Source organism: Planomonospora parontospora, assembly GCA_014647935.1.
In the GTDB taxonomy this organism is placed as follows: Bacteria; Actinomycetota; Actinomycetes; order Streptosporangiales; family Streptosporangiaceae; genus Planomonospora; species Planomonospora parontospora.
Window position 1 is genome coordinate 198,098 of record BMQD01000004.1, and the last position, 25,373, is coordinate 223,470.

A 25,373-nucleotide genomic window follows, 5' to 3' on the forward strand; every position below is an offset into this window, starting at 1 on the left:
CCCGGCGGGGCGGGCGGAATGAGGGCGCGGACCGTCCCCGCGCGTTCTCCGCTCCCCGGCCCGCCCGATATACGGTCCCCGCCATCCGATATGTCGGCGCAAAAGCCAGCCCATTGGAAACTTGCCGCAGACGACCGGCAAACGCGTGGTCAGGTGCGGGATCGGCGCCACTTTCGTCAGTAGCATCGAGAAGCTCGCAGGGGCCGAGGTTCTCGCATTCGGAGAAGACCTGCGTCCATTGCGGTCGAGGCATTCCGGAAATCACCGGCCGGCCTTCCGCGAGATCGGCGCGATATTCGCGGTGTCAAAATGGAACCGCCGAGTTGGGGGAAGCTTGACTGAATTCAGGCCGGTCGCGGAAAGAGAATTCGAATACGGAGGCACCGATGTCCGCGACCACCAGGGATGAGCGACTGTCCGGCGGCGCGGCCGGGACCGGCGGGGGCGGGGCGGCCTCCCCGGCCGGACCGGCCGTACGGCCTCCCACCGGCCCGGAGAGCGGCACCGGCGCCCCGGACGCCATGCGGTACCGGCTCCCCACCCGGCGGGGCCGGCGGTCGCGCCGTGGCGCGCGGCCCACGATCGTGCTCGGCACCGGACGGCACGCCCGGCGGCTCGCCTCGGTCCTGCTCGACCACCCTGAGCACGGGCTGGCGCCCATCGGCTTCGTCGACGACGGGCCGGGAGCGGGACGTACGGCCGGGCAGGCGCCGGGCCGGCTACCGGGGCAGGCACCGGACCGGGCGCCCGGACAGGCGCCGGGGCAGGCGTCCGACCGGCCCGAGCGGTTCGCCGCGGCACTGCGGGAGCACCGCGTCCGCGCGGTGATCGTCGCCTCGGACCCCGCCCCCGGGGCGGACACCCCCGTGCTGGCCCGCATCGCCAGGGACTTCGGCTGCGAAGTCTTCCTCGCACCGGAACCGGGAGGCCTGCTCACCGACTTCCTGCCCCCGCACGGCCACGTCCGCGGCTTCCCACTGCTGCGGATGCACCCCGTCCCCCAGACGCGGCCGTCCTGGCCGCTGAAGCGGCTCCTCGATGTCGCCGTCGCCCTCACCGGCCTGGTGGTCACCGCCCCGCTGCTCGCCCTGTGCGCCCTGGCGGTGCGCTGCGAGGGCGGGCCCGGCGTACTGTTCCGGCAGAGCCGGGTCGGGCTGGGCGGCCGCCGCTTCGAGATGCTCAAGCTGCGCACGTTCCACCCCCGCGATCCCCGCGAGTCCGAGACGCGCTGGAGCGTCGCCGGCGACGAGCGCGTCGGCCGGGTCGGCCGGCTGCTGCGCAGGACCTCACTGGACGAGCTGCCCCAGCTCTGGAACGTGCTGCGGGGCGACATGAGCATCGTCGGCCCCCGGCCCGAGCGCCCCTTCTTCGTCGACCAGTTCTCCCGCTCCCTGCCGCACTACGAGAGCCGCCACCGCGTCCCCGCCGGGATCACCGGGTGGGCGCAGGTCCACGGCCTGCGGGGGGACACCTCCATCGAGGACCGTGCCCGCTTTGACAACCACTACATCGACGGCTGGACCCTCCGGTCCGACATCAAGATCATCATCCGCACCTTCGCATCCGTGCTCCGGCCCAGTGGAGGTTAGGGAGGCGGACCCGCACGGCGCTCCCGGTCCGCACACCGCCCCCGGTCCGTACGGCGCCCCCGGTCCGCGCACCGCCGCGGCTCCGGTGCCGGGCGGCCCGGTGGGCGCGGTACGGCGTGCCGCCGGGATCGCGGTGGGGCGCGGGCCCGGCGTCCTCACCGCGGCGGTCGTGCTCTGCGTGTGCGTGCCCGACCGGCGCGACGACCTCGCCTCCGCCTTCCACGTGACGCCGGCCGACCTCGCGTCGGTCGTGCTGGTCGCGGCGGCGGCGGCGCGCCTCCTGGCCGGAGGGCGGCGGCTGCCGGTGCGCTTCCTGGTGCTCGTCCCGCCGGTGGTCGCCGTCTGCGCGGCCACCGTCGCGTCGCACGACGTCCTGGCGAGCCTTCCCGGCCTGGCCCGCTACCTGCAGGTGTTCGTGCTGGTCCCGCTGGCCGTCGCCGTCGCCCTGCGGGACCGGGCGGACCTCCGGCTGACCGGCGGGGCGGTCGTCTGCGCCGCCCTGGTCCAGGGAGCGGTCGGCTGCCTGCAGGCCCTCACCGGCACCGGCGCCTCCTACGCGGGCGAGAACGTCCGGGCGGTCGGCACCTTCGGCGCCCAGGACGTGATGGGCATGGCGACGGTCGTCAGCCACGGGCTGGTCGTCCTGCTCGGGTTCGGCCTGGCCCTGCGCGGACGGCCCCGGGCGGCGGCCCTCCTGGGCGCCGCGCTGCTGCTGCCGCCGCTGGTCCTGTCACTGAGCCGGGGCGCGTGGCTGGCGACGGCGTGCGCGGCGGTGGTCATGGCGGCGCTGTCCGGCCGCCGGACCGCGGCGGGCGCCGGGCTGCTCGCCGCGGCCGCCGCCCTGCTCGTCGCCGGTTCGGCGGTGGGACCGGGGGGCCCGGCGGGACCGGCCGGAGCGGAGACGGTCGGGCGGCGGCTCACCTCGATCGGCTCGTCGGTCACGCAGCCGGACCGTTCGGTGAGCGACCGCTACGACCTGTGGCGGACCGCCGCGGGGATCTGGCGGGACCGTCCCCTCACCGGGGCGGGACCGCGGGGGTTCCCCGCCTTCCGCGACGCCCACGCGCCCCTCGGCCTGTCGGCGGGCAGCGACACCGCCGACCCGGTGAGCGGTTTCCGGCGGCAGCCGCTGCTGTCCCCGCACAACATGTACCTCCTCGTGCTGAGCGAGCAGGGCCTGGCCGGGATCGCGGCCTTCTGCCTGCTGCTGGGCTCCCTGGCGCTCTGGTCGGTCCGGCGCGTCCGCCGCACGGCCCACCCCTCCCGCTCCGGGCCGTTCCCCCCGGACCGGGCCCTGGGACTGGTCGTCGCGGGCTTCCTGACCTGGCAGCTCGTCGACTTCGCCTACTCCGACATCGGCGGCGCGCCGACGCTGGTCATGGCGGTGATGCTGGGCGCCACCCTCCGCTGGGCCTCCGCGGGCGCACCCGAAGGGCCCTCCCCGGTGAGCCCCGGGCGGTGCCGATGACCCTGACGGCCCGGCCGAGCCGGCCGCCCCGGACGACGGGCGGCTCCCCGCTCCTGCGCGCCGCCTCCGTCACGGCGGCGCTCGTCGCGCTCGGCTCCCTCCTCGGGTTCACCCGCGACCTCCTCCTCGCCCGCCTCTTCGGCGCGACCCACCGCACGGACGCCTTCCTGCTGGCGTGGACCGTGCCGGAGACGGCGGCGCCGCTGCTCATCGAGGGCGCGATGGCGTTCCTGCTGGTCCCGCTCTTCAGCCGGGCCGTGGAGCGGCGCGAGGACATCCGCCGGGTGGTCTCCGCCACGCTGCCGCACGTCCTCGCCGCACTCGTCGCGGTGACCGCCGCCACCTTCCTCGGGGCGCCGCTGCTCGTCGAGGTGCTGGCCCCCGGCTTCGCCGACCCGCACCTGGCCGTGCGGTGCACGCGGATCGTCTCGGTCACGGTGCTGCTGTTCGGGCTGGCGGGGTACCTGAGCGCGGCCCTGCGCGCGCACCAGGTGTTCGGCCCGCCGGCGGCGATCCACGTCGCCTACAACGTGGGAATCATCGCGTGCCTCGCCGCCTTCCACGACCGGCTGGGGGTGACCGCCGCGGCGCTCGGGGTGGCGCTCGGCGGCCTGCTCATGGTGGCCGTGCAGGCGCCCGCCTTCCTGCGGCACGTCGGGCCGCCCCGCGGGCCGTCCGCCGCGGCGCTGGTCTCCCTGGGCGCGTTCGCGCCGATCGCCGCCTTCACCCTGCTGCGCCAGGGCCAGGTCTACGTGGAGAGGTTCCTCGCCTCCTCGCTCCCGGCGGGCTCCATCTCGCACCTGAACTACGCGCAGAAGATCGCCCAGGTGCCGATGGTGCTCTCGCTCATCGTCGTCACGGTCTCGTTCCCCGCGCTCGTGCGCTCCGTCACCGCCGGGGACCTGCCCGCAGCCCGCCGCCGGATCACCGGCGACCTCGGGCTGTCGGGCACGATCGTGCTGGCCGCCTCCGCCTTCCTCGTCGCGTTCTCCCCGGAGATCGTCGCGCTCCTGCTGGAGCAGGGCGAGTTCACCGGGGCGGACACGGAGGCGACCGCGCAGATCATGCGCGTCTACTCGCTGGGGCTGCTCGGCCAGACGGTCGTCGGGGCCGCCTCCCGGGTGTTCTTCTGCTTCGGACGCCCGTCCTGGTACCCCGTGGCCGCCATGGCCGCGGGCCTGGCCGCCACCGCCGTCCTGGCCGTCCTGGCCGTCACCGCCGCGCCCGCCCGGGAGACCGCGGGGATCGCCGCGGCCAACGCGGCGGGCATCACGCTCACCGCGGCGGCGCTCCTCCTGGGTCTGCGCAACTCGGAGACGGCCCTGCCGGCGCGGGCCGTCGCGGCGGCCCTCGGCCGGCCCGTCCTCGCCGCCGCGGCGGCGGGCGCCGCCGGGCTGCTCCTGCGGCCCCTCCTCGGCGGCCTGCCGGCCCTCGCCGCCCTGGCCCTCGGCGCGGCCGCGGTCGCGCTCGTGTTCACCGTCGTAGCAGCACTCACCGGATCCAAGGAGATCACGCGAATGATCGGCTCCATGCTCGGCTCCATGCCGGGAACGAGGCGGACGTGACCGGCAGAGCGGCCATGCCGTACATCCTGATGTACCACTCGGTGGACGGGTACGACAGCGACCCGCTGCTCGTCACCGTCTCCCCGCGGCGGTTCGCCGGCCAGATGGACTGGCTCCGGCGGCGCGGCCTGCGCGGGGTCTCGGTGCGGGAGCTGCTGGTCGCCGAGGCGTCCGGCCAGGCCGGCCGGATGGTCGGGCTGACCTTCGACGACGGGTACGCCGACTTCGCGTCCGAGGCGGTCCCCGTCCTGCTGCGGCACGGCTTCACCGCGACCGTGTTCGCGGTCGCCGGGCTGCTCGGCGGGCACAACGCGTGGGACCGGGACTGCCCGCGCAAGACGCTGATGACCGCGGCGGACCTGCGCCGGGTGGCCGGCGCGGGCATGGAGGTCGCCTCGCACTCCGTCCACCACGTGTCCCTGACCGGCGCCTCCGACGCCGAGCTGGAGATGGAGCTCAAGGAGAGCCGGGCGGTCCTGGAGGACGTGCTCGACCGCGAGATCACCGGGTTCGCCTATCCCTACGGCCACGCGGGCGCCCGGGAGGTGGACGCGGTCCGCTCGGCCGGCTACTCCTACGCCTGCGCCGTCCGGCCCTCCGAGTTCAGCGGGCGGCACGCGCTCGCGCGGACCTACGCCGGCGACCGCGACGGGCCGCTGCGGCTGCGCGCCAAGCACCTCCGCCACGGCCTGCGCTGGGGGTGGAACCGATGAGGGGAGGGCAGCGGACGAGGGTCCTGCACGTCATCACCGGCCTGGCCACCGGAGGGGCCGAGCAGCAGCTGCGGACCCTGCTGCCGCACCTGGACGCCGAGTGCGAGGTCGTCGCGCTGACCAACCCCGGGGCCGTCGCCGAGGCCGTCGCCGACACCGGCGTGCCCGTGCACTGCCTGGGCATGCGGGGCAACCGCGACCTGCGCGCCGTACGGCGGCTGGCCCGGCTGATGCGGGCCGGGCGCTACGACGTGGTGCACACGCACCTGTACCGGGCCTGCGTGTACGGGCGGCTGGCGGCGCGCCTGGCGGACGTGCCCGCAATCGTCTCGACCGAGCACTCCCTGGGCGAGGACCGGGTCGAGGGGCGCCGCGCGACCCGGGGGGTGCGCGCGCTGTACCGGATCAGCGAGGCGCTCGGCGACGTGACCGTCGCCGTCTCCGGGACCGTGGCCGACCGGCTCGCCCGGTGGGGGGTGCCGCGCTCCCGGATCGAGGTGATCCCCAACGGGATCGACAGCCAGGCCTTCCACTACGACCCCTACCTCAGGCACGAGGCGCGGGCCCGCCTGGGCATCCCGCCGGACGCGCACGTCGTGGGCGGCGTGGGGCGGCTGGAGCCCGGCAAGCGCTTCGACGTCCTGCTGGAGGCCCTGGCGGGCCTGGACGGGAGCGTCCTGCTGCTGGTCGGCGAGGGGTCCGCCCGCGGGGCGCTCACCGAGCGCGCCCGCGCGCTGGGGATCGCGGAGCGGGTGGTGTTCACCGGCGAGTCGACGGAGGTGCCCGCGCTGCTGTCGGCCATGGACGTGCTCGCCGCCCCGTCGGTGGAGGAGACGTTCGGGCTGGCCGCCGTCGAGGGCCTGGCGGCGGGGCTGCCCGTCCTCTACTCCGTCTGCCCCGCCCTGGAGGAGCTGCCGCCGGACGCCGCCCCCGGGGCGCGGCGCGTGCCCCCCGACCCCCGCCGCCTCCGCGCCAGGCTGCGCACGCTGGCCGCCGCGGGACCGGTACGGCTGCCGCCGCCGCGCGCCGTCTCCCACTACGACATCCGGCGGCACGCCGCGCGGACCGAGGCGCTGTACGAGCGCCTCCTCGAAGACGTCTCCCACTACGACGCCCGGCGGCACGCCGCGCGGGCCGAGGCGCTGTACGAGCGCGTCCTGGAGGACGTCCCCTCCGCCGTGCCGGCCGGGGCGCTTCCCGCCACGATGTACGACGCCCGCAAGGAGTACCGTTGACTCTTTCCCCACGGCTAAAGCCGAGGGATTCCACCCCTCGCGGGTTGGGTTTCCTGCTTCACAGCCGACCGCACCCGGGAAGACCCGGGGTGTCTCACGTCAGCTCCACAGGCGGACACGGCAAGACCTGCCGCCAGGATGTTCTTCGCGGCGTTGACGTCCCGGTCATGCCGGGTGCCGCAACCCGGGCACGTCCAGTGCCGGGTGTTGAGCGAGAGCGCGGCGAGCAGGTGCCCGCACGCGCTGCATGTCTTGCTGGAGGGGTACTAGCGATCGATCACGATCAGGTGGCGGCCGTACCGGGTTGTCTTGTACTCCAGCAGGCGGCGGAACTCGCCCCACCCGCAGTCGGAGATGGCCCGGGCCAGGGACCGGTTGCGGACCATGTTCTCCACGGCCAGGTCTTCGATCACGATCACGTCGTGGTCGCGGACCAGTCGTGTGCTGGTCTTGTGAAGGAAATCCCGGCGGGCGTCGCGGACCTTGCGGTGTGCCCGTGCGACCTTGGCCCTGGCTTTGGTCCGGTTCGCGCTGCCGCGCTGTTTGCGGGCCATGCGCCGCTGGTAGCGGGCCAGGTTGCGGGCCCTGCGCTCCAGGTGACGCGGGTTGGCGATCTTCTCGCCGTCGCTGGTGACGGCGAAGTCCTTCACCCCGAGGTCCATGCCGACCGCGGTCCCGGTCGCCGGGGCCTGCTCGGGGTCGGGCACGTCCACGGCAAGGGAGACGTACCAGCGCCCGTCCGGGTCGCGGGAGACCGTCACGGTGGAGGGGTCGATCGTGGCCGGGTCCACGTCCGGCCACGACCACACCAGTTTCAGCGGTGCGTCCGTCTTCGCCAGCCACAGGCGGCCATCGCGCCAACGGAACCCGCTGCGGGTGTACTCGGCGCTCTGACGACCGGTCCGGGACTTGAAGCGGGGGTAGCGGGCGCGCCCCTCGAAGAAGTTGACGAACGCCCGCTGCTGGGTGCGCAGCACCTGTTGCAGCGGGACCGAGGACACCTCGTTCAGCCAGGCGAACTGTTCGGTGCGTTTGAGCTGGGTGAGGAAGGCGTTGGCCTGCGGCACGTTCGTGGGTTCCCGCTCGGCGTGCCAGCGGCGGTGCCGCCAGGCGAGGGTCTGGTTCCACACCACGCGCACACAGCCGAACGTGCGGCTGAGCATCGCCGCCTGTCCGGGGGTCGGGTAGGCCCGACACCTGTACGCCGTCCTCACACCCAAAATCTAAGCAGGGACCGGCGTTCCTGCTTAACGTCATTCCGCCTCAGCGACGGACTGACGTCCCCGGTGCCGCTACGCGGCCGGTTCGCTTTCCTCCTCGGGGCTGAAGCCCGAGGTTTCCAGCGAGAGGACATCCGATGAGAGATCCGGCGCCGGCCCGGACCGGCCTGCTGCGACGCTGGTGGCCGCTGGGGGCGGCCGTGCTCGTGGGAACCCTGGCGGGCCTGGCCTTCTCCCTGGTCAGGGAGCCGGTCTACACCGCCGACGCGTACGTGGTCGCGGTCCCCGCCGACCGGAGCGACACCGCCCGGGCGGTGGACTTCGCGCAGACCTACGCCCGCGTCGCCACCCAGCCGGAGATCCTCGCCCTCGCCCTGGACGACGCCTCCCCGCCTCCCGTTCCGGACCCCGCTCTCCTCCCCCGGGGGACCTCCCCGGACACCGGTGTCCCGGGGGCCTCCGTCCCGGAGGCCTCCGTCGAGCGGCTGCGGCGCGCGGTGCAGGCGTCGGCCTCGCCCGACGCCCCCCTGGTCGGGCTGAGCGCCTCCGCGCCCGGTCCTCGGCAGGCCGCGGACCGGGCCAACGCCGTGGCGACCGCCCTGATCACGTATGCGAACTACCAGGCGGTCAACACCCGCGTCCGCCTCGTCCGCTTCACCAAGGCCCTCCCGCCCGCCTCCCCCTCGTCTCCGCCGCCCGCGGTCGGCGCCGCGCTCGGCGCGACCGGTGGCGTCCTGGTCGGCGCCCTCGTCTGCCTCACGGTCCCGGTCCGGTCCTCGGCCTCCTGCGGCCGGCTCCGTACGGCCCCGGCCCGGCCCGCCACGCGGAAGGTGACGGTGCGGGTGCGACCGGCCGAGCGCGAGGCGGCCCTGGGGGAGGTCCGGGCATGACCGCCTCCCGGCGGGGCTGGCCCGCGGCGCTGGCCCCCTCCGTGCTCCACGTCAGCCGGCCCGTGGACGGCGGCGTGGCGGGCTACGTCGCCGTCCTCGCCGCCGACCAGGTACGGCGGGGCTGGAACGTGGCCGTCGCCTGCCCCGGCTCCGGGCGCCTGCCGGACGAGCTGGCCGCGCTCGGCGTCCAGTGGCTGCGCTGGGAGGCGTCCAGGTCGCCGGGGGCCGGCGTCCCCGGCGAAGCGCGGCGGCTCCGCCGGCTGATCGACGGGTTCGCCCCGCACGCCGTCCACCTGCACTCCGCCAAGGCCGGGCTGGCGGGCCGCGCCGTGCTCCGCGGCCGGATCCCCACGCTGTTCCAGCCGCACGGCTGGTCGTGGCTGGCCGCCCGGGGCGCCGCGGCGCGGGCGGCCCTGGCCTGGGAGCGGGCCGCCGCCCGCTGGGCGGGTCTGCTGGTGTGCGTGGGCGAGGGCGAGGCCGCGCTCGCCCGGGAGCAGGGTCTGCGCGGGAACTTCACCGTGGTCCGCAACGGGGTCGACCTCGACCGGTTCCGTCCGGCCGGTCCCGGCGGCAGGGCGGCGGCCCGGCGGCTGCTCGGCCTGCCCGAGCACGCGCCGCTGGCGGTCTGCGTCGGCCGGGTCACCCGGCAGAAGGGCCAGGACCTGCTGGTCGGCGCGTGGGAGCGGGTCACCCGGGTCTGCCCGGACGCCCGGCTGGCGGTCGTCGGCGACGGCGACCTCCGGCCCGCCCTGGGGGCGGCGGCCGGGCTCGGCGTGGTGTTCACCGACGCCGTCGCCGACGTCCGTCCCTGGTACGCGGCGGCCGACGTGGTCGTCCTCCCCTCCCGCTGGGAGGGGTTGCCGCTGACCGCGCTGGAGGCGCTCGCGAGCGGCCGCTCACTGGTCGCCGCCGACGTCCCCGGCCTGTCCGAGGTGGTCACCCCCCGGGTCGGCGCCCTCGTCCCACCGGAGGACGCCGGGGCCCTGGCCGAGGCGGTCGCCCTCCGGCTCCGTCATCCGGTGCTCGCCCACCAGGAGGGGGAGGCCGCGGTCGCCCGGGCCGCGGACTTCGGCATCCGGCCCGTGCTGGACCGGCTGGCGGCGCTGACCTGGCGCGTCATCCGGGACGTGCGGGCGGACGCGGCCGGGGGACCGGCCGGGAGCGTCCCGGCCTCCCGGTGGGACGAGGGCGACGGGAACGGCATGGACGGCGGAGACGGCGGAGACGGCGGCGGGGGGCTCCGGGGCGGCGCGGGAGCCGCCGGTGACGGGGACGACGCGGACGGGTGTCAGGGCCGCGCGGGAGCCGCCGGGGACCCGGTCCCGCCGCCCGGCCGCCCGGCCCGGCCCATCGACTCGCGGAACGCCTGAGCCGAGCGGGGGTTGTCCCGGCACTGCCAGACCCCGTGCGGGCAGTAGTCGGAGATCGAGTGGTAGGCCACGTCGTGGGTGCGGATCCACTCCAGCATCCCCCGCACGTACTCGGGGCGGTCGCCCCGGCGGAACAGCCCCCACTCCGGGAACGAGATCGGCTTGCCGCGCGCCGCCGCGAACCGCGCGTGGTGGCGCATGCCGTACGGCTGGTCGAGGTAGTCGTCGAAGGTCCCGCCGGGGGCCTGGTCGTAGCTGTCCATGCCGATGATGTCGACCACGTCGTCGCCGGGGTAGCACTCCGTCCACGGGATGGCGTCCCGGCCCCGGCTGGGCGCGAAGTCGAACCGGAAGCCCTGGCCCCCCACCGCCCGCATCACCGCGACGATCCGCCGCCAGTAGGCCTTCCAGGCCGCGGGGTCGGGTGCGCAGCGGCTGGAGTAGGTCGTCCCGTTCATCTCCCAGCCCAGCACGACGATCGTGTCGGCGGCCCCCGCCGCGACCAGCCGGGCCGCCAGCCGCCGGAAGACGGGGTCGAAGTCCCCTTTCGCGCCCGCGCGCAGCAGCCCGGCGACCTCGGCGTCGGGCAGCCGCCCCTCGTTGGGCGCGACCATGGGGACGTTGACCGCCAGCACGCGCCCCGGCGCGGCGGCGCGCCAGCGGGTCCAGGGGTCCAGGATGAAGTCCGGTCCTCGCAGGGCGGTCCAGTTCTCCCCCGGCAGGTACGTCCGGCCGACGGTCGCCCGGGGGCCGCCGAGCCAGGCCTCGAACCGGGGCAGCCGCTCGGCGCCGCGCGCGTCGGAGGCGAGGAACACCCCGAACGGGACCGCCGCCGCGGGCCGTACGACCCGCCCGCCGCCATCTCCACCGGTCGAGGGCGGCTCCCCCGGCGGTCCCGAGACCGCGAGCACGGCGAGCATCCCCCAGCCGAGCGCCTTCACCCGCCTCCCGCGCCCCGTTCTCATCACCCCGGCCGCCCCCGCCATCCCGCCGTCCCCGTCCTCGTCACCCCGGCCGCCCCGTCGTCTCCGTCACCCCGGCACCGCCTCCCAGCCGTCGCCCCCGGCACCGCCTCCCGATCTCCGCCGGTACCGCCTCCCTGTCACCCCCGGTGCCTCCTCCCGGTGGCCGCCGTCCACCGGACTCGGCCCCCGTCGACCGGCGGGGATCCGCACGGCCGCCGAATGAATGCGCACAACGTCCGGATTTTTCAGTGAAAGCCATGTTCGGAACCGGTTATCGGAGGGGTCCGAAATTAATCGCACATATCAAGGAAACGCCTCCCGTGGTTCACCGTTATCCGCGGGAAGCTTATATAGTGAGCGGCGGACGACGACGGGCCCAGATTAATCAATTCATGTGGCGGGCGTATTCATGAGCACGATCGAGCCGGTGGAGAGCGGCCTGCCGCACGCCGGCCGGCCCCACGCGGTCCGGCTGGACCCGGCCGTCCCGGCCCTGGTCCTCCGGCTGGACGACAACGTGCTCCACCACGGCACGCTGGCGGCCGTCCGCTCCCTGGGCCGCGCCGGAGTGGAGGTGCACGCCGTCCTCGAAGGGCGGCACGCCCCGGCCTCCCGCTCGCGCCACCTCGCCCGGACGCACGTCTGGCCGGACGGTCCGAGGACCCCGGAGGCGCTGACCTCCGCGCTGGAGGCGATCGCCTCGGTCATCGGGCGCCGCGCGGTCCTCCTCCCGATGGACGACGCGGGCGCCGTCTTCGCCGCCGAGCACGCCGCCGCCCTCGCCCCCCTCTTCCTGCTGCCCGGGCAGGTCCCCGGGCTGCCCCGCCGCCTGGCGGACAAGTCCTCCCTGGCCGCGCTCTGCGCCGGGCTGGGCGTCTCCCACCCGGAGACGCACGTGATCGCGACCGCAGGCGACGCCGCGGCCGCCGTCCGCAGGCTGGGCCTGCCGCTGATGGCCAAGTGGGCCAGGCCCTGGCTGCTGCCCCCCGGCTCCGGACTGCGCAGCACGACACAGGTCCGCACCGCGCAGGAGGCCGCACGGTTGGCGGCGCGGACCGGCGGGCCCGGCGGCGACCTGCTCTTCCAGCGGTTCGTGCCCGGCACCGCGGGCTCCGACTGGTTCTTCCACGGCTATTTCGGCGAGGACTCCTCCTGCCTGTTCGGCGGCGCCGGCCGGAAGGAGCGGGCCTACCCGCCCCGCGCCGGCCTGACCACGCTCGGCCGGTGGCTGCCCAACCCCCGCGTCGAGGGCGCGGCGCGCTCGCTCGCCTCCGGACTGGGCTACCGGGGCGTCCTGGACCTGGACTTCCGGTACGACGCCGCCGCGGACGCCTACCACCTGCTGGACTTCAACCCCCGCCTGGGCGCGCAGTTCCGGTTGTTCACCGACGAGCGGGGCCTCGACCTCGTCCGCGCGCTCCACCTCGACCTCACCGGCACCCCGCCGTCCCCGGGCCGCCCCGCGCACGGCCGCACGTTCCTGGTCGAGAACTACGATCCGTTCCCCGCCCTCCACGACCGGCGCATGCACCGGCTGACCTGTGCCGGCTGGCTCCGGTCGCTGCGCGAGGCCGACGAGTTCGCCTGGTTCGACGGCGACGACCCCCTTCCTTTCCTGACCATGGCGAGACAGACAATGAAACGAGGCTTTAACCGCCTCGCCCGCCGCCGCCGGAGCCTTCCCGCGGCACCGCGTTAGAATTTTCGAAGCATTCGGAGAACAAGGGATCAGCCGCGGGTCGATTCCTTTACGGGGGATTTTAAATGAGCAAGGAGAAAGCATGCGCACGCCGGTAATCGACGTCGCCGTCGTCGGTGCGGGCCCCTACGGGCTCTCCGTCGGCGCCCATGCCGTCGCGGCCGGGCTGGACGTGCGCGTCTACGGCCGCCCCATGGAGTCCTGGGAGCGGCACATGCCCCGGGGGATGCTGCTCAAGTCGGAGCCGGCCGCGTCGAACCTCGCCGACCCGCACAGGAGCTACGGCCTGGACGCCTACTGCCGCCCCCGGGGCCTGTCGTGCGCCTACGGCGAGCCCGTGCCCGTGGAGACGTTCGTCGACTACGGCAAGTGGTTCCGGGCCCGGACCGTCGGGGAGGCCCTCGATCCCTCCTCCGTGACCGAGATTCGCCCCCAGGGAAGGCTCTTCGCCGTCGAGCTGTCGACCGGGGAGACGGTGATGACCCGGACGGTGGTCCTGGCGCTGGGCTTCCTGCCCTTCGCCCACCGCCCCGCCGTGCTCTCCGGACTGCCCTCCGAGATCTGCACGCACAGCTCCGAGCACCACGACCTGTCGGCGTTCGCGGGCCGCGACGTCACGGTGGTCGGCGCCGGGCAGTCCGCCCTGGAGACGGCGACCCTGCTGCTGGAGGCCGGAGCCCGGCCCCGGGTGGTGGCCCGGGTGAACACCCTGCTCTGGAACAACGTGCCGGAGACCCGCGCCTCGGCGCTGCGGCGGCTGCTGTCCCCGGTCTCCGGCCTGGGCACCGGCTGGCGCTCGTGGATCTGGTCCGAGCTGCCCGGCAGCGTGCGCCACCTGCCCGTCGCCACCCGCCACCGCATCGTCCGCACGACCCTGGGCCCGGCCGGGGCGTGGTGGCTGCGCAAGCGGTTCGACGGGCACGTCCCGGTGGTGCTGGGGCAGACGCTCGCGGGCGCGGTCCACGGCGACGACGTGAGCCTGACGCTCCGCGACGAGAACGGGAGCATCAGGACCGTCCGCACCGAGCACGTGATCGCCGCCACCGGTTACCTGGTGGACGTGGAGCGGATGGACGTCCTCGACGGCAACCTCCGCTACGCCATCCGGCGCACCGGGACCTCTCCCCTGCTGACGAGGGACTTCGAGACCTCGGTCAGCGGCCTGTTCGCCGTGGGGCTGGCCGCGGCCGGCACGTTCGGCCCCGTCATGAGGTTCGTGCACGGCACGCACTTCGCGGCCCGCCGGGTCACCCGCGGCCTGGTCGCCGCCGTGCGGGCGCGCTCGATGCTCTCCGGGGTCTCCGCGCGGCCGGCCCGGCCCCGCGAGTACATCGGCTGAGGCTCCGCACCGGACCTGCACGGCTCCGCACGACCCTCTCGGGCTCCGGCGCCGCCGTACGGCCCCGGCGGCGTCACCCCGTACGGCTCCGCGCGGCCACCGGGAAGTGACGTCTTCGTGACGAACCGGGCGGGCACGGCGCGCGTCTCACCAGGCGGACGACACGGGACCCTCGGGGAGAAGAGCATGGAACGCACTCCGGACCGACGGACATTCCTCCGGATCGGCGGCCTGGCCGCCCTCACCGCGGGCGCCGGGTCGCCCGCCCGCTCCGGTCCCGGCCCGTCGGACTGGAGGGCGCTGGGCCGCGGACTGGACGGCAGGCTCGTCCGGCCCGGTGACGGCGCCTACGACGCCGCCCGCCGCCTGTTCAACCCGGCCTACGACGGAGTGCGGCCGGCGGGCGTCGCCTACTGCGCGAACCCCTCCGACGTGGCCGAGTGCGTGAACTTCGCCCGCCGGATGAGGGTGCCGCTGGCCGTACGGTCCGGCGGGCACTCCTACGCGGGCTGGTCCACCGGGTCCGGGCTGGTCGTCGACGTCTCGCCGATGAACACGGTCGCGTACGCCTCCGGGCGGGCGACCGTGGGGGCGGGCGCCAGGCTCGTCGACGTCTACGACCGGCTCGCGGCCCGCGGAGTGAGCATCCCGGCGGGCACCTGCCCCACCGTCGGGGTGAGCGGGCTGGCGCTGGGCGGCGGGATCGGCGTGGTGTCCAGGAAGTACGGCCTGACCTGCGACGTGATGGAGTCGGTACGGATCGTCACGGCCGACGGGCGGCTGCTGGACTGCGACGCGGACCACGACCCTGACCTGCTGTGGGCCTCGCGCGGCGGAGGCGGCGGCAACCTCGGGGTGGCGGTCTCCTTCGGCTTCCGGACCCATCCCGCCCGCGAGGTGACGGTCTTCACCCTGCGCTGGCCGTGGGCGAGGGCGGCCCGGGCGGTACGGGCCTGGCAGGCGTGGGCGCCGTCCGCCCCGGACGCGATGTGGTCCACCCTGCACCTGAGCCGCGACGGCGGCGGCACGGACGTTCGGCTCGTCGGCCTCCACCTCGGGAGTCGGGCGGAGTGCGAGCGGCTGCTCGACCCGGCGGCCGACCGGATCGGCCCGGCCTCCTCCGCCTCCGTCAGGGAGGTCCCCTACCGGCAGGCCATGATGATCATGGGAGGCTGTTCGGACCTGTCGGTCTCCCAGTGCCACCGGGGCGGGTCCCTGCCCGGTCAGACCCGCGACGGCCGGCTCTCCCGGGACCGCTTCTCGGCCAGGTCGCACCTGGCCTACCGCCCGCTGTCCGAGGGCGGGGTCAGGAAACTGGTCGCCGAGGTGGCGAAGACCGGCGACCACACCGTGCTCCTGGACGCGCTGGGCGGCGCGGTCGGCCGCGTCCGCCCGGACGCCACGGCCTTCCCGCACCGGGCCGCGCTGTACAGCGTGCAATACTACGCCCACCGATCCGGGGCGGCCGGCTGGACCCGGGCCGCCCGGGCCGCGATGCGCCCCCACTTCGGCGACCACGCCTACGTCAACTACGTCGACCCCGAACTGGACGGCTGGCGCACCGCCTACTACGGGGCCAACTCCTCCCGGCTCGCCCGGATCAAGGCCGCCTACGACCCCGGCCGCCTCTTCCGGCTCCCGCAGGGCATCTGAGCCGCTCCCCGGGCCGTGTCCCGGGACACCGTCCCGTCCCTTCCGGGCGCGGGCGCGGGTACGGTGTGCCCGACCGGACCCGGAGGAGCAGTGATCACAGCGGCGCGCATCGCCTGGGCGGCCTGCGCCCTGACGCTGGCCCTGATCGCGTGCGCCGCGGTCCTGGCCGGGCTCAACGGCTACGAGCCGATCACCCAGAGCCACCTGCTGCTCAACGTGGCGTGCGCGCTGGCGGGCGGACTGATCGGGGCGCACCGGCCGGGGCATCCGGTGGGCCGGCTGCTGGCGCTCAGCGCGCTCTGCTTCGCCCTCCTGGAATCCTGCGGCGAGTACGCCGTCTACGGCGCGCTCACCCGCCCGGCCGCCTCTCCCGGCCAGGGTCCCCTCCCCCTCCCCGAGGCCATGGCCTGGCCGCAGACCTGGCTGTGGATCCCGGCCAACTTCTCCCTCGCCCTGGTCCCCCTCTTCTTCCCCGGCGACGCGCCGCCCTCGCCCCGATGGCGGCCGTTCGTGCGGGCGGTGGTCGCCGTGGCGGCGGCGGGCGCGGCGGTGAACGCCCTGCGCCCCGGGACGAACGAGCAGGTCGGCCCCGGTCCCGGAGTGCCGAACCCGCTCGGGGTCGCGGTGATGGCCGGGCCCGCCCAGGTCATGGAGACGGCGCTGGTGGTCCTGCTGGCGGTGGTCTTCGCCGCCGGGGGGATCGACCTGCTGGTGCGGGCGCTGCGCAGCACCGGCCGGCAGCGCGCGCAGCTCAAGTGGCTGGCCTACGCGGTCGCGCTCAGCCTGCTGGCCGCCCACGCGCGGCTGGCCGCGGGGCTGGCCGACGACGACCCCCGGCATGTCTACCCGCCGGTCCACTCGCCCTGGGAACTGGTCGGCGCGCTGGCCACGGCGCTCATCCCCGTCGCGATCTGCATCGCGATCCTGCGCCACCGGCTGTTCGACATCGACCTGGTCGTCAACAGGACCCTGGTCTACGCGCTGCTGTCGGGCTGCGTGACCGGCGGCTACGTCCTGGTGGTCGGCTACCTCGGCGCGGTCCTCCCCTCGGCCGGCCTGCCGGCCTCCGTGCTGGCCGCCGGCCTGGTGGCCCTCGCCTTCGCCCCGCTCCGGCAGCGCCTGCAGAGCTGGATCAACCTGCTGATGTACGGCGAGCGGGACGACCCCTACGCGGCGCTCACCCGCCTGGGCCGCCGCCTGGAGGCCAGCGGGGCGCCGGACGCGGTGCTGCCCGGGGTCGCGCGCTCGGTGGCCGAGGCCCTGCGCCTGCCGTACGCGGCGGTGGAGACGGCCGACGGCGAGCGCCACGCCTGGGCGTCCGCAGGGGAGGGTGTTCCGGGCGGAGCGGTACGGCTGCCGCTGACCTATGACGGTGCGCGGGTCGGTGATCTCGTCCTGTCCCCGCGGCCGGGCGAGAGCGGCTTCGGCCCGCATGACCTGCGGGTCCTGTCCGACCTGGCCCGGCAGGTGGCGGTGGCCGCGCACGCCGTACGGCTCTCCGCCGACCTGCGCCGCTCGCGGGAGCGGCTGGTGATGGCCCGCGAGGAGGAGCGCCGCCGCCTCCGGCGCGACCTGCACGACGGACTCGGCCCCACGCTGGCCGCGCTCACCATGCGGGCGGAGGCCGCGCACGACCTGGTCACCGACGAGCGCGCCCGGGACCTGCTGGCCGGCCTCGTCCGGGACGCCGAGGCGGCGACGGCCGACGTGCGCACGATCGTGGACGGGCTGCGCCCGCCCGCGCTCGACTCCCTCGGCCTGCTCGGCGCGTTGCGCGCCCACGCCGCCCGGCAGCCGCCCGGCCTGCGGGTGACCGTCGAGGCTCCGGACGAGCTCCCGCCGCTGCCCGCCGCCACCGAGGTCGCGGCCTACCGCGTCGCGGCCGAGGCGCTGGCCAACGTCGGCCGGCACGCGGGCGCCGCCGGTGCGGAACTGCGGATCTCGGTGGCCGGGGACAGCCTCGTGCTGGAGGTCCTCGACGACGGCGGCGGCGTGCGGCCCGCCGTACCGGGGCCGGACGCCCCGCCGGGCGCCTCGTCGAAGGCGTGGCGGGAAGGCGGGCGTGAAGGCGCCGGGCGGGAGGGCGTAGGACCGAAGGGCGCCGGGCGGGGGACCGCGGGGCGGGAGGGCGTCGGGCTCGTCTCGATGCGGGAGCGGGCCGCGGAGCTGGGAGGATCGTGCACGGTGGAGGAGCGCGCGGAAGGCGGGACCCGGGTCAGGGTCGTGCTGCCCGCGCGGGAGGAAGGGAGGCGGCGGTGATCCGGATCCTGCTGGTCGACGACCACGCCGGGTTCCGGGCCGGGCTACGGGCCCTGCTCTCGGCCGCCGAGGGGATCGAGGTCGCCGACGAGGCCGCGAGCGGCGAGCAGGCGCTGGCCCTGGTCGGGCGGGCGCAGCCGGACGTGGTCCTCATGGACCTGGCGATGCCCGGCATGGGAGGGGTCGCCGCGACCGAGCGGCTGACCCGCGACCACCCGCACGTCCGGGTGGTCGTGCTCAGCATGTCGGACGACGACGACTCGGTGTTCGCCGCCATGCGGGCCGGAGCCCGCGGCTACGTCCTCAAGGGCGCCCGCAAGGCGGAGCTGGTCCGGTCGGTGCAGGCGGCGGCCGAGGGCGAGGCGATCTTCAGCCCCGCCATCGCCGCCCGGATGACGGCCTACTTCGCCGAGCGCGAGCGGAGCGAGCCGGCGCTGCCCGAGCTGACCCGCCGGGAGCGGGAGATCCTCGCCCTGGTGGCCGAGCACCTCACCAACCCGCAGATCGCGGCCCGGCTCGGACTGAGCCAGAAGACCGTGCGCAATCACGTCTCGGCGGTCTTCGCCAAGCTCCAGGTGGCCGACCGGGCCCAGGCGATCATGCGGGCACGGGAGGCCGGGCTGTGAGCTCCGGCCGGTCCCACTCCGCCTGGGGCGCGCGCAGCACGCGGAGCCCGATCCAGCCGTAGGCCGCCAGTTGGAACAGCGCACCGACGGACTGCACGGCGGGCGGCCGGTCCATGGTCGCGAACGGCACGACCGTGCCGGCGAGCGCCGCGACCGGCACCCACCAGGGCGCGTACCTCGTCGCGGCCAGCCCGATGAGGAGCGTGAACAGTCCGACGTGGGCGAGGAAGGCGGGCAGCAGCATGCCGTACAGGAATCCGGGCAGTTCGCCCGCGCGGGCGGTCACCTGCTCGGCCTGCGCGGCGGGCAGGGTCTGCGCGAGCGCCAGGTCGTAGAAGTCGGTGGTGAACAGGGTCAGCGCGTGCCCGGCGCCGATCAGCCCGAGCGCCGCGCCGATGCCGCCGGTCCGGGGTGCGCGGTGCTTGAGCAGGTGGGCCAGGCCCAGGACGACGGGGATGAAGGCGAGCGCCGCCCAGAGGTAGAGCAGGGCGCTGACCTGTACGGCCCCCGGGCTCTCCCGGAAGATCCCGGGATCGTGCTCGGCGCCCGGGGGCGAGGTCAGGAAGGCCAGGAAGAGCAGTACCGGCCAGCCGAGCAGGGCGGTTCCGGCGACCACCCGGCGGAACGAGTCAGGATTTTTCAGCATGTGGCGGAGTCAACCCGCCCGCCGTCCCGGTCCACCTGAGTGGTTGTCCGGCCCGCCCGGGAGGAATGTCCCGGGGGGCCGACGTGTCCCGCGGACCCTCGCCCCCGGGTTCCCGTCGTCACCGGAGGGGGCGGGGTGGCCCAGCAGGGGCGGCTCAGTAGGCGACGGTGATGCGGCGGCCGACGGCCTGGGCGGTCTCCAGCTCGTCCACCAGGGCCACGGCGTAGTCCTCGGCGCTGATGAGGCTCCTGCCGTCGGCGTCGGCGAGCACCTGGTCGCCGCCCCGGCGGTAGGAGCCGGTGCGCTCACCCGGCTCGATCACGATCGCGGGTGAGACGTAGGTCCACTCCAGGTCACCGGCCTGAGCGCGGACCAGCTCCAGCAGCTCGGCCTGGGCCAGCGCCTCGCCCTTGTAGACGGCGGGGAATTCGGGGGTGTCGACGAGCCGGACACCCGGCGCCGCCTCCAGGCTGCCCGCGCCTCCGACGACCACCAGGCGGCGCACCCCGGCCTTGCGCAGTCCCTCCAGCACCCCGCGCCCGGCGGCGAGCAGCGGGGCCGACGGCTCCGAGCCGTCGCGCGGCGGGGCGATCGCCAGGACCACGGCGTCGTGGCCGGCGGCGAGCTCGGCGACGGCCGAGGAGTCGCCCGCGTCCGCGCTGCGGGTCCCCGCCGCGCCGCTCCGGGTCACCCCGGTGACCTCGTGCCCGCGGTCCCGGGCCTCGGCCGCGATCCGGCTCCCGATCACGCCGGTGGCGCCGATCAGCAGAATCCTCATGACACAACCTCCCGTGGAGTCATCGTGGACTCGACGGTATCCATCGGATACTGGTTACTTCAACGTGCCCTTGGTACCCTATGGAAACCATGATGAACGGCGACGCCTTCGACCCCGACTGCCCGACCCGCCTGATCCTCGACCGCATCGGCGACAAGTGGTCCGTGCTGGTCGTGCTGAGCCTGCGCGGCGGCCCGCGGCGGTTCACCGAGCTGCGCGACGCGATCGGCGGCGTCACCCCCAAGGTCCTCACCCAGACCCTGCGCGCGATGGCCCGCGACGGCCTGCTGACCCGGCACGTCTTCGCCGAGGTCCCGCCGCGCGTGGAGTACGAGCTCACCCCGCTCGGGCAGTCGCTGCACGCCCCCATCCAGGCCGTCGCCGACTGGGCCGAGAGCCACGTGAACGAGGTCATGGCCGCCCGCCAGGCCGCCGGCTGACCATGGCGAGGCCCGGGAAACCCGACGGCCCGGTGGTGGGACGACCGGCGCGACGGGCGTCCCACCGGCGGGCGCCGGATCAGCAGGCGTCGTAGACGTAGTTGCGCTGGCCGGCCTTGCGCAGCGGCACGTCGCGCAGCATCACCGACAGGCGTGAGCCGAACCGCTTGCAGGTCTTCGTGAAGTCCGCCCGCCGGTACTCGACGACGATCACGTTGGAGCCGTACTCGCCGACGTAGGTGCCGCACTCGTCGTAGCGGCCGCACTCCTCGGCCACCGCGAAGTCGAAGCCCGCCTTCCGGCCCGCCGCGACGATCTCGGCCGAGTTCTTCTGCGCGATCGCCAGGCCCTCGGCGTGGGCGGCCTCGATGAGCAGCCCGGCGAACGCCAGCGCGTGCTCCTGCTTCACCAGCCCGCCCGAGCGGGAGAAGGTGTCCAGGTTGTCGATCTCGACGGCGTCGTAGCCCTTGTCCGCGCAGCTGGCGATCCAGCCGCCGACGATCCCGGCGAGGGCGGCGCGCTTGGCCGGGGTCCGGACGTCGAGCAGCAGCTCGCCCCACTCCTCGTCCTCGACGTGGGCGCCGCCCGCGTCCTTGAGCAGGAGGTCGTCGTGGGTCCGCTTCCACCAGGCGGTCTCGTCCGGCTGGGTCTGGAAGCCGTTGACGTAGCAGATGTTGTAGAGACCGGCGGCCGGGGCCTCGGTCCGGTCGCGCGAGACGATCCGCGTCCCGGCGGGCGGGGTGTACCCGCCGCCGAGCTGGTAGTCGGCCTTGGCGTTCGCCGGCGGGAGGACGGGCGCGGGGGCCACAGCGAGGGTCACAGCGGCCCCCGCCGTACCGGTGGAGAGCGCGGCGCCGAGGAGGGCCGCGGTCGCGGCCAGGAGCGCGGAGCTCCGGCGGAGGCGGTGCGTCGGACGCGTCGTCGCTCGGGGGAAGGGCACGAAGAGGTTCTCCTGTACGGCTCGGCGCCCGCCCCGCGCCCCGCACGGCGGGCATGCCGGAGGGCCGGTGGCCGGACGCGGACGGATCCACTCCGCTTCCGGCCGGGGAGGCCGGCCGGAAGCGGCCATCAGGTGCGGCAGCACGCTAACAGACGGACGCCTTACCGGCCCGCCCGATTCACCACTTTTAAACGTCTTATAAGGATATACATATTGTAATTATCCGATAACATATCGCTGAACGTGCACATCCCGCCTTCTCGCAGTTGCCGCTCGGCTTGGCCTCAGCCGTACAGCACGGGCAGGTCCACGAGGAGCACGCGGTCGTCCCCTCGAGCGGCCGAGGTGAGGTCGGCGTCGAAGCCCGCACCGCTGTAGCAGGCCAGGACGGTGCGGGAGGTGTCGTAGCCCTTCGCGGCGAGCAGGTCCCGGGCTCTCCGCAGGCGCTGCAGGTGCCTGACTCCCATGACCTTGTCCCACTTCGCCTCCCCCAGGGAACGCACCGCGCGGGCCTCGTTCGGGTAGGCGGGGCCGAGGACGGCGACGTCCACCTGGATCTGCTTCCTGGTGGACGGGTCCACGACGGTGCCCGCCGCGACCTCGCCCACCCCGCCCTCGAAGACCTCGCGCGCGTGGCGGGTCGCGAACTCCCGGCAGAGGACCTCGAAGTACGGCCCCATGACCTTGGAGAGGAAGCGCTGCCGGGACCGCTCCCACACCTCCTGTGCGTGGCCCAGCCCCAGGTCGGTCTATTCGGGGCGCATGACGGCCTGGTAGAAGGAGATCAGCGGTTCGGTGATCCTGTACTGCGAGGCGGACTTGAACGCGTCCTTCTCCTTCGCCAGGAGCCCGCAGTCCTCCAGCACGTTGATCGGGTGGGCGATGTCAGATGACTTGTAGCCGATGTGACCCGCGATCCCGCCCCACGTGCCGTTCCCCTCGGCGACCGCGGCCAGGACCGAGTGGTAGAGCGCCGGGTCCCGGATATCCGCCTCCTCGGCCAGCAGGTAGCGTCCCTCCCGGAAGAGGGAGGTGCGGCGGTTGAGGACCGTACGGACCACCCAGCCGTCGAAGTCCTCCAGCGCGGCGGGGAGGTCGCCGGCCGTGAACTCGTCTCGGTAAGCGGGGGTCCCGCCCACGATCGCGTGCACCAGCGCGGCCAGCCGGGGGTCGGAGATCCCCAGAACTCCGCGGCCTCGCGGAAGCCCAGCGGCTGGACGAGCAGCTCCAGCCGGGCGCGTCCCCGCAGCGGAGCCTGACCTGACAGGATCTTCCCCATCACGGAGAGCGCGGAACCGCAGATCAGCACCCGGGCGAGGCTGCTCCCCCGGTGGGTCCGCCCGCGCAGGTCGATCTCCTGCTTGAGGATGGACGGCAGCGCGGGCTCGGCCTTCATCAGGTAGGGGAACTCGTCGATGATCAGCGGGAGCGGCCGGTCCTTCGGGAGCGAGAAGAAGAACGCCAGCGCGTCCCGCCAGTCCGCGAAGGGATAACCCACCGGCGATCCCGAGTATCCGGCCATGGCCATGCCGAAGAGCCGGAGCAGCTCGATGCTCGTCCCCTCGGTCGCCTCGAAGTAGAAGCCGCCCGCCTGCTCGGCGAGCGCCTTGAGCAGGAACGTCTTTCCCTGCCGGCGCCGGCCGCCGACCACGCCGAACGCCACCTCGGCCTGCGTGCCCGCGGCGAAGGAGGCCAGGGACTCCCACTCCCACTCGCGACCGAAGACGTGGTCCGGCTTCTCGACCACGGATGCCCCCGCACATCACTGAAGTACAGGCCAGTGGACTGTACTGCAGTATTGTGCGGCCGTCTCAGGATTCGGGGGTGAAGGCGAAGAGCACCTCGGGGTTGGCCATGGCGTCGAGGTTGGCGGCCTGCTCGGGCGGGACGCCGAGGAGGATCTTGCGGATCGGGACCTCCAGCTTCTTGCCGCTCAGCGTGCGGGGGATGCCGGGCACCTCGGTGATCTCGTCGGGGACGTGGCGCGGGGAGAGCTCGGTGCGCAGGGCCGTACGGAGGCGGGCCACCAGGTCGCCGGTGAGCTCCGCGTCCTCGGCCATGGTGACGTAGAGCAGCAGGCGCCCCTCCTGGCCGAGCTGGCCGGTGTCGATGACCAGGCTGTCGGCGATCTCCTCGAAGCGCTCCACCACCCGGTAGAACTCGCTGGTGCCCATCCGCACGCCGCCCCGGTTCAGGGTCGAGTCGGAGCGGCCGTAGATGACGCAGCCGCCGTCGGGCAGGATCTTGATCCAGTCGCCGTGCCGCCAGACGCCGGGGTAGTCGTCGAAGTAGCTCTCCCGGTAGCGCGAGCCGTCGGGGTCGTTCCAGAACATGACCGGCATGGACGGCATCGGCACGGTCAGCACCAGCTCGCCCACCTCGCCGGCCACCGGCTGCCCCGACGGGTCGAACGACTCCACCTTCGCGCCCAGGCACCGGCACGGGATGACGCCCGCGCGGACCGGGAGCAGGGGGACCGCGCCGACGAAACCGGTGCACACGTCGGTGCCGCCGGAGAACGAGCCGAGCTGCACCTCCGGGAGCGTGTCGTGCACCCAGGCGAAGCCCTCGGGCGGGAGCGGCGAGCCGGTCGAGCCGAGGCCGCGCAGCCGCTCCAGCCCGCCCGGCTCCAGCCCCGCCTTCATCGAGGCGGTGATGTACGGCGCGCCGGTCCCGAAGTAGGTGACGCCCTCCTCGGCGGCCAGCCGCCACAGGGCGCCGGTCTCCGGATGGGTGGTCGAGCCGTCGTAGAGCAGCACGGCCGAGCCGACCAGCAGACCGCCGACGAGGTAGTTCCACATCATCCAGCCGGTCGTGGTGTACCAGAAGAACACGTCGCCGGGGCCGAGGTCCTGGTGGAAGGAGAGCGCCTTGAGGTGCTCCAGGACGATGCCGCCGTGGCCGTGCACGATCGGTTTGGGCAGGCCGGTGGTGCCGGAGGAGTAGACGATCCAGAGCGGGTGGCCGAAGGGGACCCGCTCGAAGGCCAGGGGGCCGTCGGCCGAGCGCAGTTCCTCCCAGGTCAGCACGGTCGCGGGGCCGCCCGGGGTTCCGTTCCCGTCCACTGCGCCGCCCGTGCCCGCCGTACGGCCCGCGTCCGGGATGTCTTCCGTGCCCCGCGTGTCTCCCGTGCCCGCGCCGGGTGCGGGCAGGCGGACCAGGGCGGCGAGCGTGGGAAGCCGTGCGGCGATGTCCGCGGCCACGCCGGAGCGGTCGAAGTGCCTGCCGTTGTAGTCGTAGCCGTCCACCGCCAGGAGCACCTTGGGCTCGATCTGGGTGAAGCGGTCGATCACGCTGGGCGCGCCGAAGTCCGGGGAGCAGGAGGACCAGATCGCCCCCAGGGAGGCGGTGGCGAGGAAGGCGACGAGCGTCTCGGGCACGTTGGGGGCGTAGGCGGCGACCCGGTCGCCCCGGCCGACCCCCAGGGCCGCGAGCCCGGCGCGGACCCGGGCGACCTCGGCGGCCAGCTCACCCAGTGTGAGCGTCCGCCGTCCGCCCGACTCGTCGCGGGAGACCACCGCGAGCCGGCCGGGCTCCGCCTCGGCGCGGCGCAGCGCGTTCTCCGCGTAGTTCAGCGCCGATCCTGTGAACCATTCGGCCCCGGGCATCGTCCCTGATATGACGGGCCCGTCACCACGCTCCCCCACCACGCCGAAGTAGTCCCAGACCGACGCCCAGAACTCCTCCGGAGCCTCCACCGACCACTGCCAGAGCGCCTGGTAGTCGACCGGCCGGCCGAGCCACTCCATGTACGCGGTGACCTTGGCGTTCTTCGTGACGTCCGGGGTGGGTTCCCAGAGCAGCGCACCTTCCTTGACCATGCTCCCATCCTTCCCACGTCCCGCCCTGATGTTATCCCCCGGACCCACACACCCCCGCCTCGCGGGATGTGGACCGCGCACACCACCCCGGCGGGGCGGACCTCCGGCTCCCGCACCGCCCCGGGAACGCAGCCACTCCACCACCGGCCCGGACCGC

At 74.7% G+C, this 25,373-nt stretch carries 20 protein-coding genes and 1 pseudogene; 13 read left to right on the top strand and 8 right to left on the bottom strand.

Annotation, left to right across the window (positions count from 1 at the left end; all coding sequences use genetic code 11):
- Positions 1 to 386 precede the first annotated feature (386 nt).
- From IEZ07_RS08420 to IEZ07_RS08440, 5 genes are read left to right on the top strand one after another with little or no spacing between them, the layout of a single operon-like run.
- The gene (locus IEZ07_RS08420) at positions 387 to 1,589 is read left to right on the top strand and encodes a sugar transferase (RefSeq protein ID WP_204054312.1); all 1,203 of its coding nucleotides are present in this window, start codon (positions 387 to 389) and stop codon (positions 1,587 to 1,589) included.
- The gene (locus IEZ07_RS08425) at positions 1,579 to 3,057 is read left to right on the top strand and encodes an O-antigen ligase family protein (protein ID WP_191894233.1); all 1,479 of its coding nucleotides are present in this window, start codon (positions 1,579 to 1,581) and stop codon (positions 3,055 to 3,057) included. Before IEZ07_RS08420 ends, IEZ07_RS08425 begins: the two co-directional genes overlap by 11 nt.
- Positions 3,054 to 4,622, top strand: coding sequence for a lipid II flippase MurJ (locus IEZ07_RS08430; protein WP_204054313.1), 1,569 nt, complete (start codon positions 3,054 to 3,056; stop codon positions 4,620 to 4,622). The genes IEZ07_RS08425 and IEZ07_RS08430 overlap by 4 nt, the downstream gene beginning before the upstream one ends.
- The gene (locus IEZ07_RS08435) at positions 4,619 to 5,335 is read left to right on the top strand and encodes a polysaccharide deacetylase family protein (protein ID WP_239319690.1); all 717 of its coding nucleotides are present in this window, start codon (positions 4,619 to 4,621) and stop codon (positions 5,333 to 5,335) included. Before IEZ07_RS08430 ends, IEZ07_RS08435 begins: the two co-directional genes overlap by 4 nt.
- The gene (locus tag IEZ07_RS08440; RefSeq protein ID WP_191894235.1) at positions 5,332 to 6,570 is read left to right on the top strand and encodes a glycosyltransferase; all 1,239 of its coding nucleotides are present in this window, start codon (positions 5,332 to 5,334) and stop codon (positions 6,568 to 6,570) included. Before IEZ07_RS08435 ends, IEZ07_RS08440 begins: the two co-directional genes overlap by 4 nt.
- 14 nt (positions 6,571 to 6,584) lie before the next feature.
- Here the strand turns inward: IEZ07_RS08440 and IEZ07_RS08445 are convergent.
- Positions 6,585 to 7,784: pseudogene (locus IEZ07_RS08445) on the bottom strand (RNA-guided endonuclease InsQ/TnpB family protein).
- A 143-nt stretch (positions 7,785 to 7,927) separates the two neighbouring features.
- Here IEZ07_RS08445 and IEZ07_RS08450 point away from each other — a divergent pair.
- Both IEZ07_RS08450 and IEZ07_RS08455 read left to right on the top strand, forming a co-directional pair.
- Positions 7,928 to 8,680 (top strand): Wzz/FepE/Etk N-terminal domain-containing protein, encoded by a 753-nt coding sequence (locus tag IEZ07_RS08450; RefSeq protein ID WP_191894236.1) that lies wholly within the window; start codon positions 7,928 to 7,930, stop codon positions 8,678 to 8,680.
- Positions 8,677 to 10,050 (top strand): glycosyltransferase, encoded by a 1,374-nt coding sequence (locus IEZ07_RS08455; RefSeq protein ID WP_204054314.1) that lies wholly within the window; start codon positions 8,677 to 8,679, stop codon positions 10,048 to 10,050. Before IEZ07_RS08450 ends, IEZ07_RS08455 begins: the two co-directional genes overlap by 4 nt.
- On the opposite strand, the gene IEZ07_RS08460 is transcribed toward IEZ07_RS08455, so the two are convergent.
- Complete coding sequence (locus IEZ07_RS08460) at positions 9,969 to 11,015, bottom strand: glycoside hydrolase family 26 protein (protein ID WP_191894237.1); 1,047 nt, start codon at positions 11,013 to 11,015, stop codon at positions 9,969 to 9,971. The genes IEZ07_RS08455 and IEZ07_RS08460 overlap by 82 nt on opposite strands.
- 409 nt (positions 11,016 to 11,424) lie before the next feature.
- Here IEZ07_RS08460 and IEZ07_RS08465 point away from each other — a divergent pair, with 409 nt between their 5' ends.
- From IEZ07_RS08465 to IEZ07_RS08485, 5 genes are all read left to right on the top strand, one after another.
- A complete protein-coding gene (locus IEZ07_RS08465) occupies positions 11,425 to 12,714 on the top strand; it encodes a carboxylate--amine ligase (RefSeq protein ID WP_191894238.1) in 1,290 nt (429 codons plus the stop codon).
- Positions 12,715 to 12,796: 82 nt separating this feature from the next.
- Entirely contained in the window at positions 12,797 to 14,053 is a 1,257-nt protein-coding gene (locus IEZ07_RS08470) for an NAD(P)-binding domain-containing protein (protein ID WP_191894239.1), read from the top strand.
- A gap of 186 nt (positions 14,054 to 14,239) precedes the next feature.
- Positions 14,240 to 15,706 (top strand): FAD-binding oxidoreductase, encoded by a 1,467-nt coding sequence (locus tag IEZ07_RS08475; RefSeq protein ID WP_191894240.1) that lies wholly within the window; start codon positions 14,240 to 14,242, stop codon positions 15,704 to 15,706.
- 90 nt (positions 15,707 to 15,796) lie between these two features.
- Positions 15,797 to 17,965, top strand: coding sequence for a sensor histidine kinase (locus IEZ07_RS08480; protein ID WP_191894241.1), 2,169 nt, complete (start codon positions 15,797 to 15,799; stop codon positions 17,963 to 17,965).
- Positions 17,962 to 18,591 carry a response regulator gene (locus tag IEZ07_RS08485; protein ID WP_191894242.1) on the top strand — a complete coding sequence of 210 codons (630 nt, stop codon included), beginning with the start codon at positions 17,962 to 17,964 and terminating at the stop codon, positions 18,589 to 18,591. Before IEZ07_RS08480 ends, IEZ07_RS08485 begins: the two co-directional genes overlap by 4 nt.
- On the opposite strand, the gene IEZ07_RS08490 is transcribed toward IEZ07_RS08485, so the two are convergent.
- Both IEZ07_RS08490 and IEZ07_RS08495 read right to left on the bottom strand, forming a co-directional pair.
- Entirely contained in the window at positions 18,563 to 19,237 is a 675-nt protein-coding gene (locus IEZ07_RS08490) for a hypothetical protein (RefSeq protein ID WP_191894243.1), read from the bottom strand. The two genes, IEZ07_RS08485 and IEZ07_RS08490, sit on opposite strands and share 29 nt — an antisense overlap.
- A 154-nt stretch (positions 19,238 to 19,391) precedes the next feature.
- Positions 19,392 to 20,015 (bottom strand): NAD(P)-dependent oxidoreductase, encoded by a 624-nt coding sequence (locus IEZ07_RS08495; RefSeq protein WP_191894244.1) that lies wholly within the window; start codon positions 20,013 to 20,015, stop codon positions 19,392 to 19,394.
- Between the two features lie 80 nt (positions 20,016 to 20,095).
- Between IEZ07_RS08495 and IEZ07_RS08500 the strand changes: the two genes are divergently transcribed.
- Positions 20,096 to 20,455, top strand: a complete 360-nt coding sequence (locus IEZ07_RS08500) for a winged helix-turn-helix transcriptional regulator (protein ID WP_307729010.1) — start codon at positions 20,096 to 20,098, stop codon at positions 20,453 to 20,455.
- 79 nt (positions 20,456 to 20,534) lie between these two features.
- On the opposite strand, the gene IEZ07_RS08505 is transcribed toward IEZ07_RS08500, so the two are convergent.
- The 4 genes from IEZ07_RS08505 to IEZ07_RS08515 all read right to left on the bottom strand — a co-directional run bounded on the left by IEZ07_RS08505 (position 20,535) and on the right by IEZ07_RS08515 (position 25,216).
- A complete protein-coding gene (locus IEZ07_RS08505; protein ID WP_239319692.1) occupies positions 20,535 to 21,395 on the bottom strand; it encodes an endo alpha-1,4 polygalactosaminidase in 861 nt (286 codons plus the stop codon).
- Between the two features lie 284 nt (positions 21,396 to 21,679).
- The gene (locus IEZ07_RS35530) at positions 21,680 to 22,114 is read right to left on the bottom strand and encodes a hypothetical protein (protein WP_239319695.1); all 435 of its coding nucleotides are present in this window, start codon (positions 22,112 to 22,114) and stop codon (positions 21,680 to 21,682) included.
- A 30-nt stretch (positions 22,115 to 22,144) separates the two neighbouring features.
- Positions 22,145 to 22,546, bottom strand: a complete 402-nt coding sequence (locus tag IEZ07_RS35535) for an AAA family ATPase (protein WP_239319697.1) — start codon at positions 22,544 to 22,546, stop codon at positions 22,145 to 22,147.
- 660 nt (positions 22,547 to 23,206) lie between these two features.
- On the bottom strand, positions 23,207 to 25,216 hold the full coding sequence (locus IEZ07_RS08515) for an acetoacetate--CoA ligase (protein WP_191894245.1): 2,010 nt from the start codon (positions 25,214 to 25,216) through the stop codon (positions 23,207 to 23,209).
- Positions 25,217 to 25,373 lie beyond the last annotated feature (157 nt).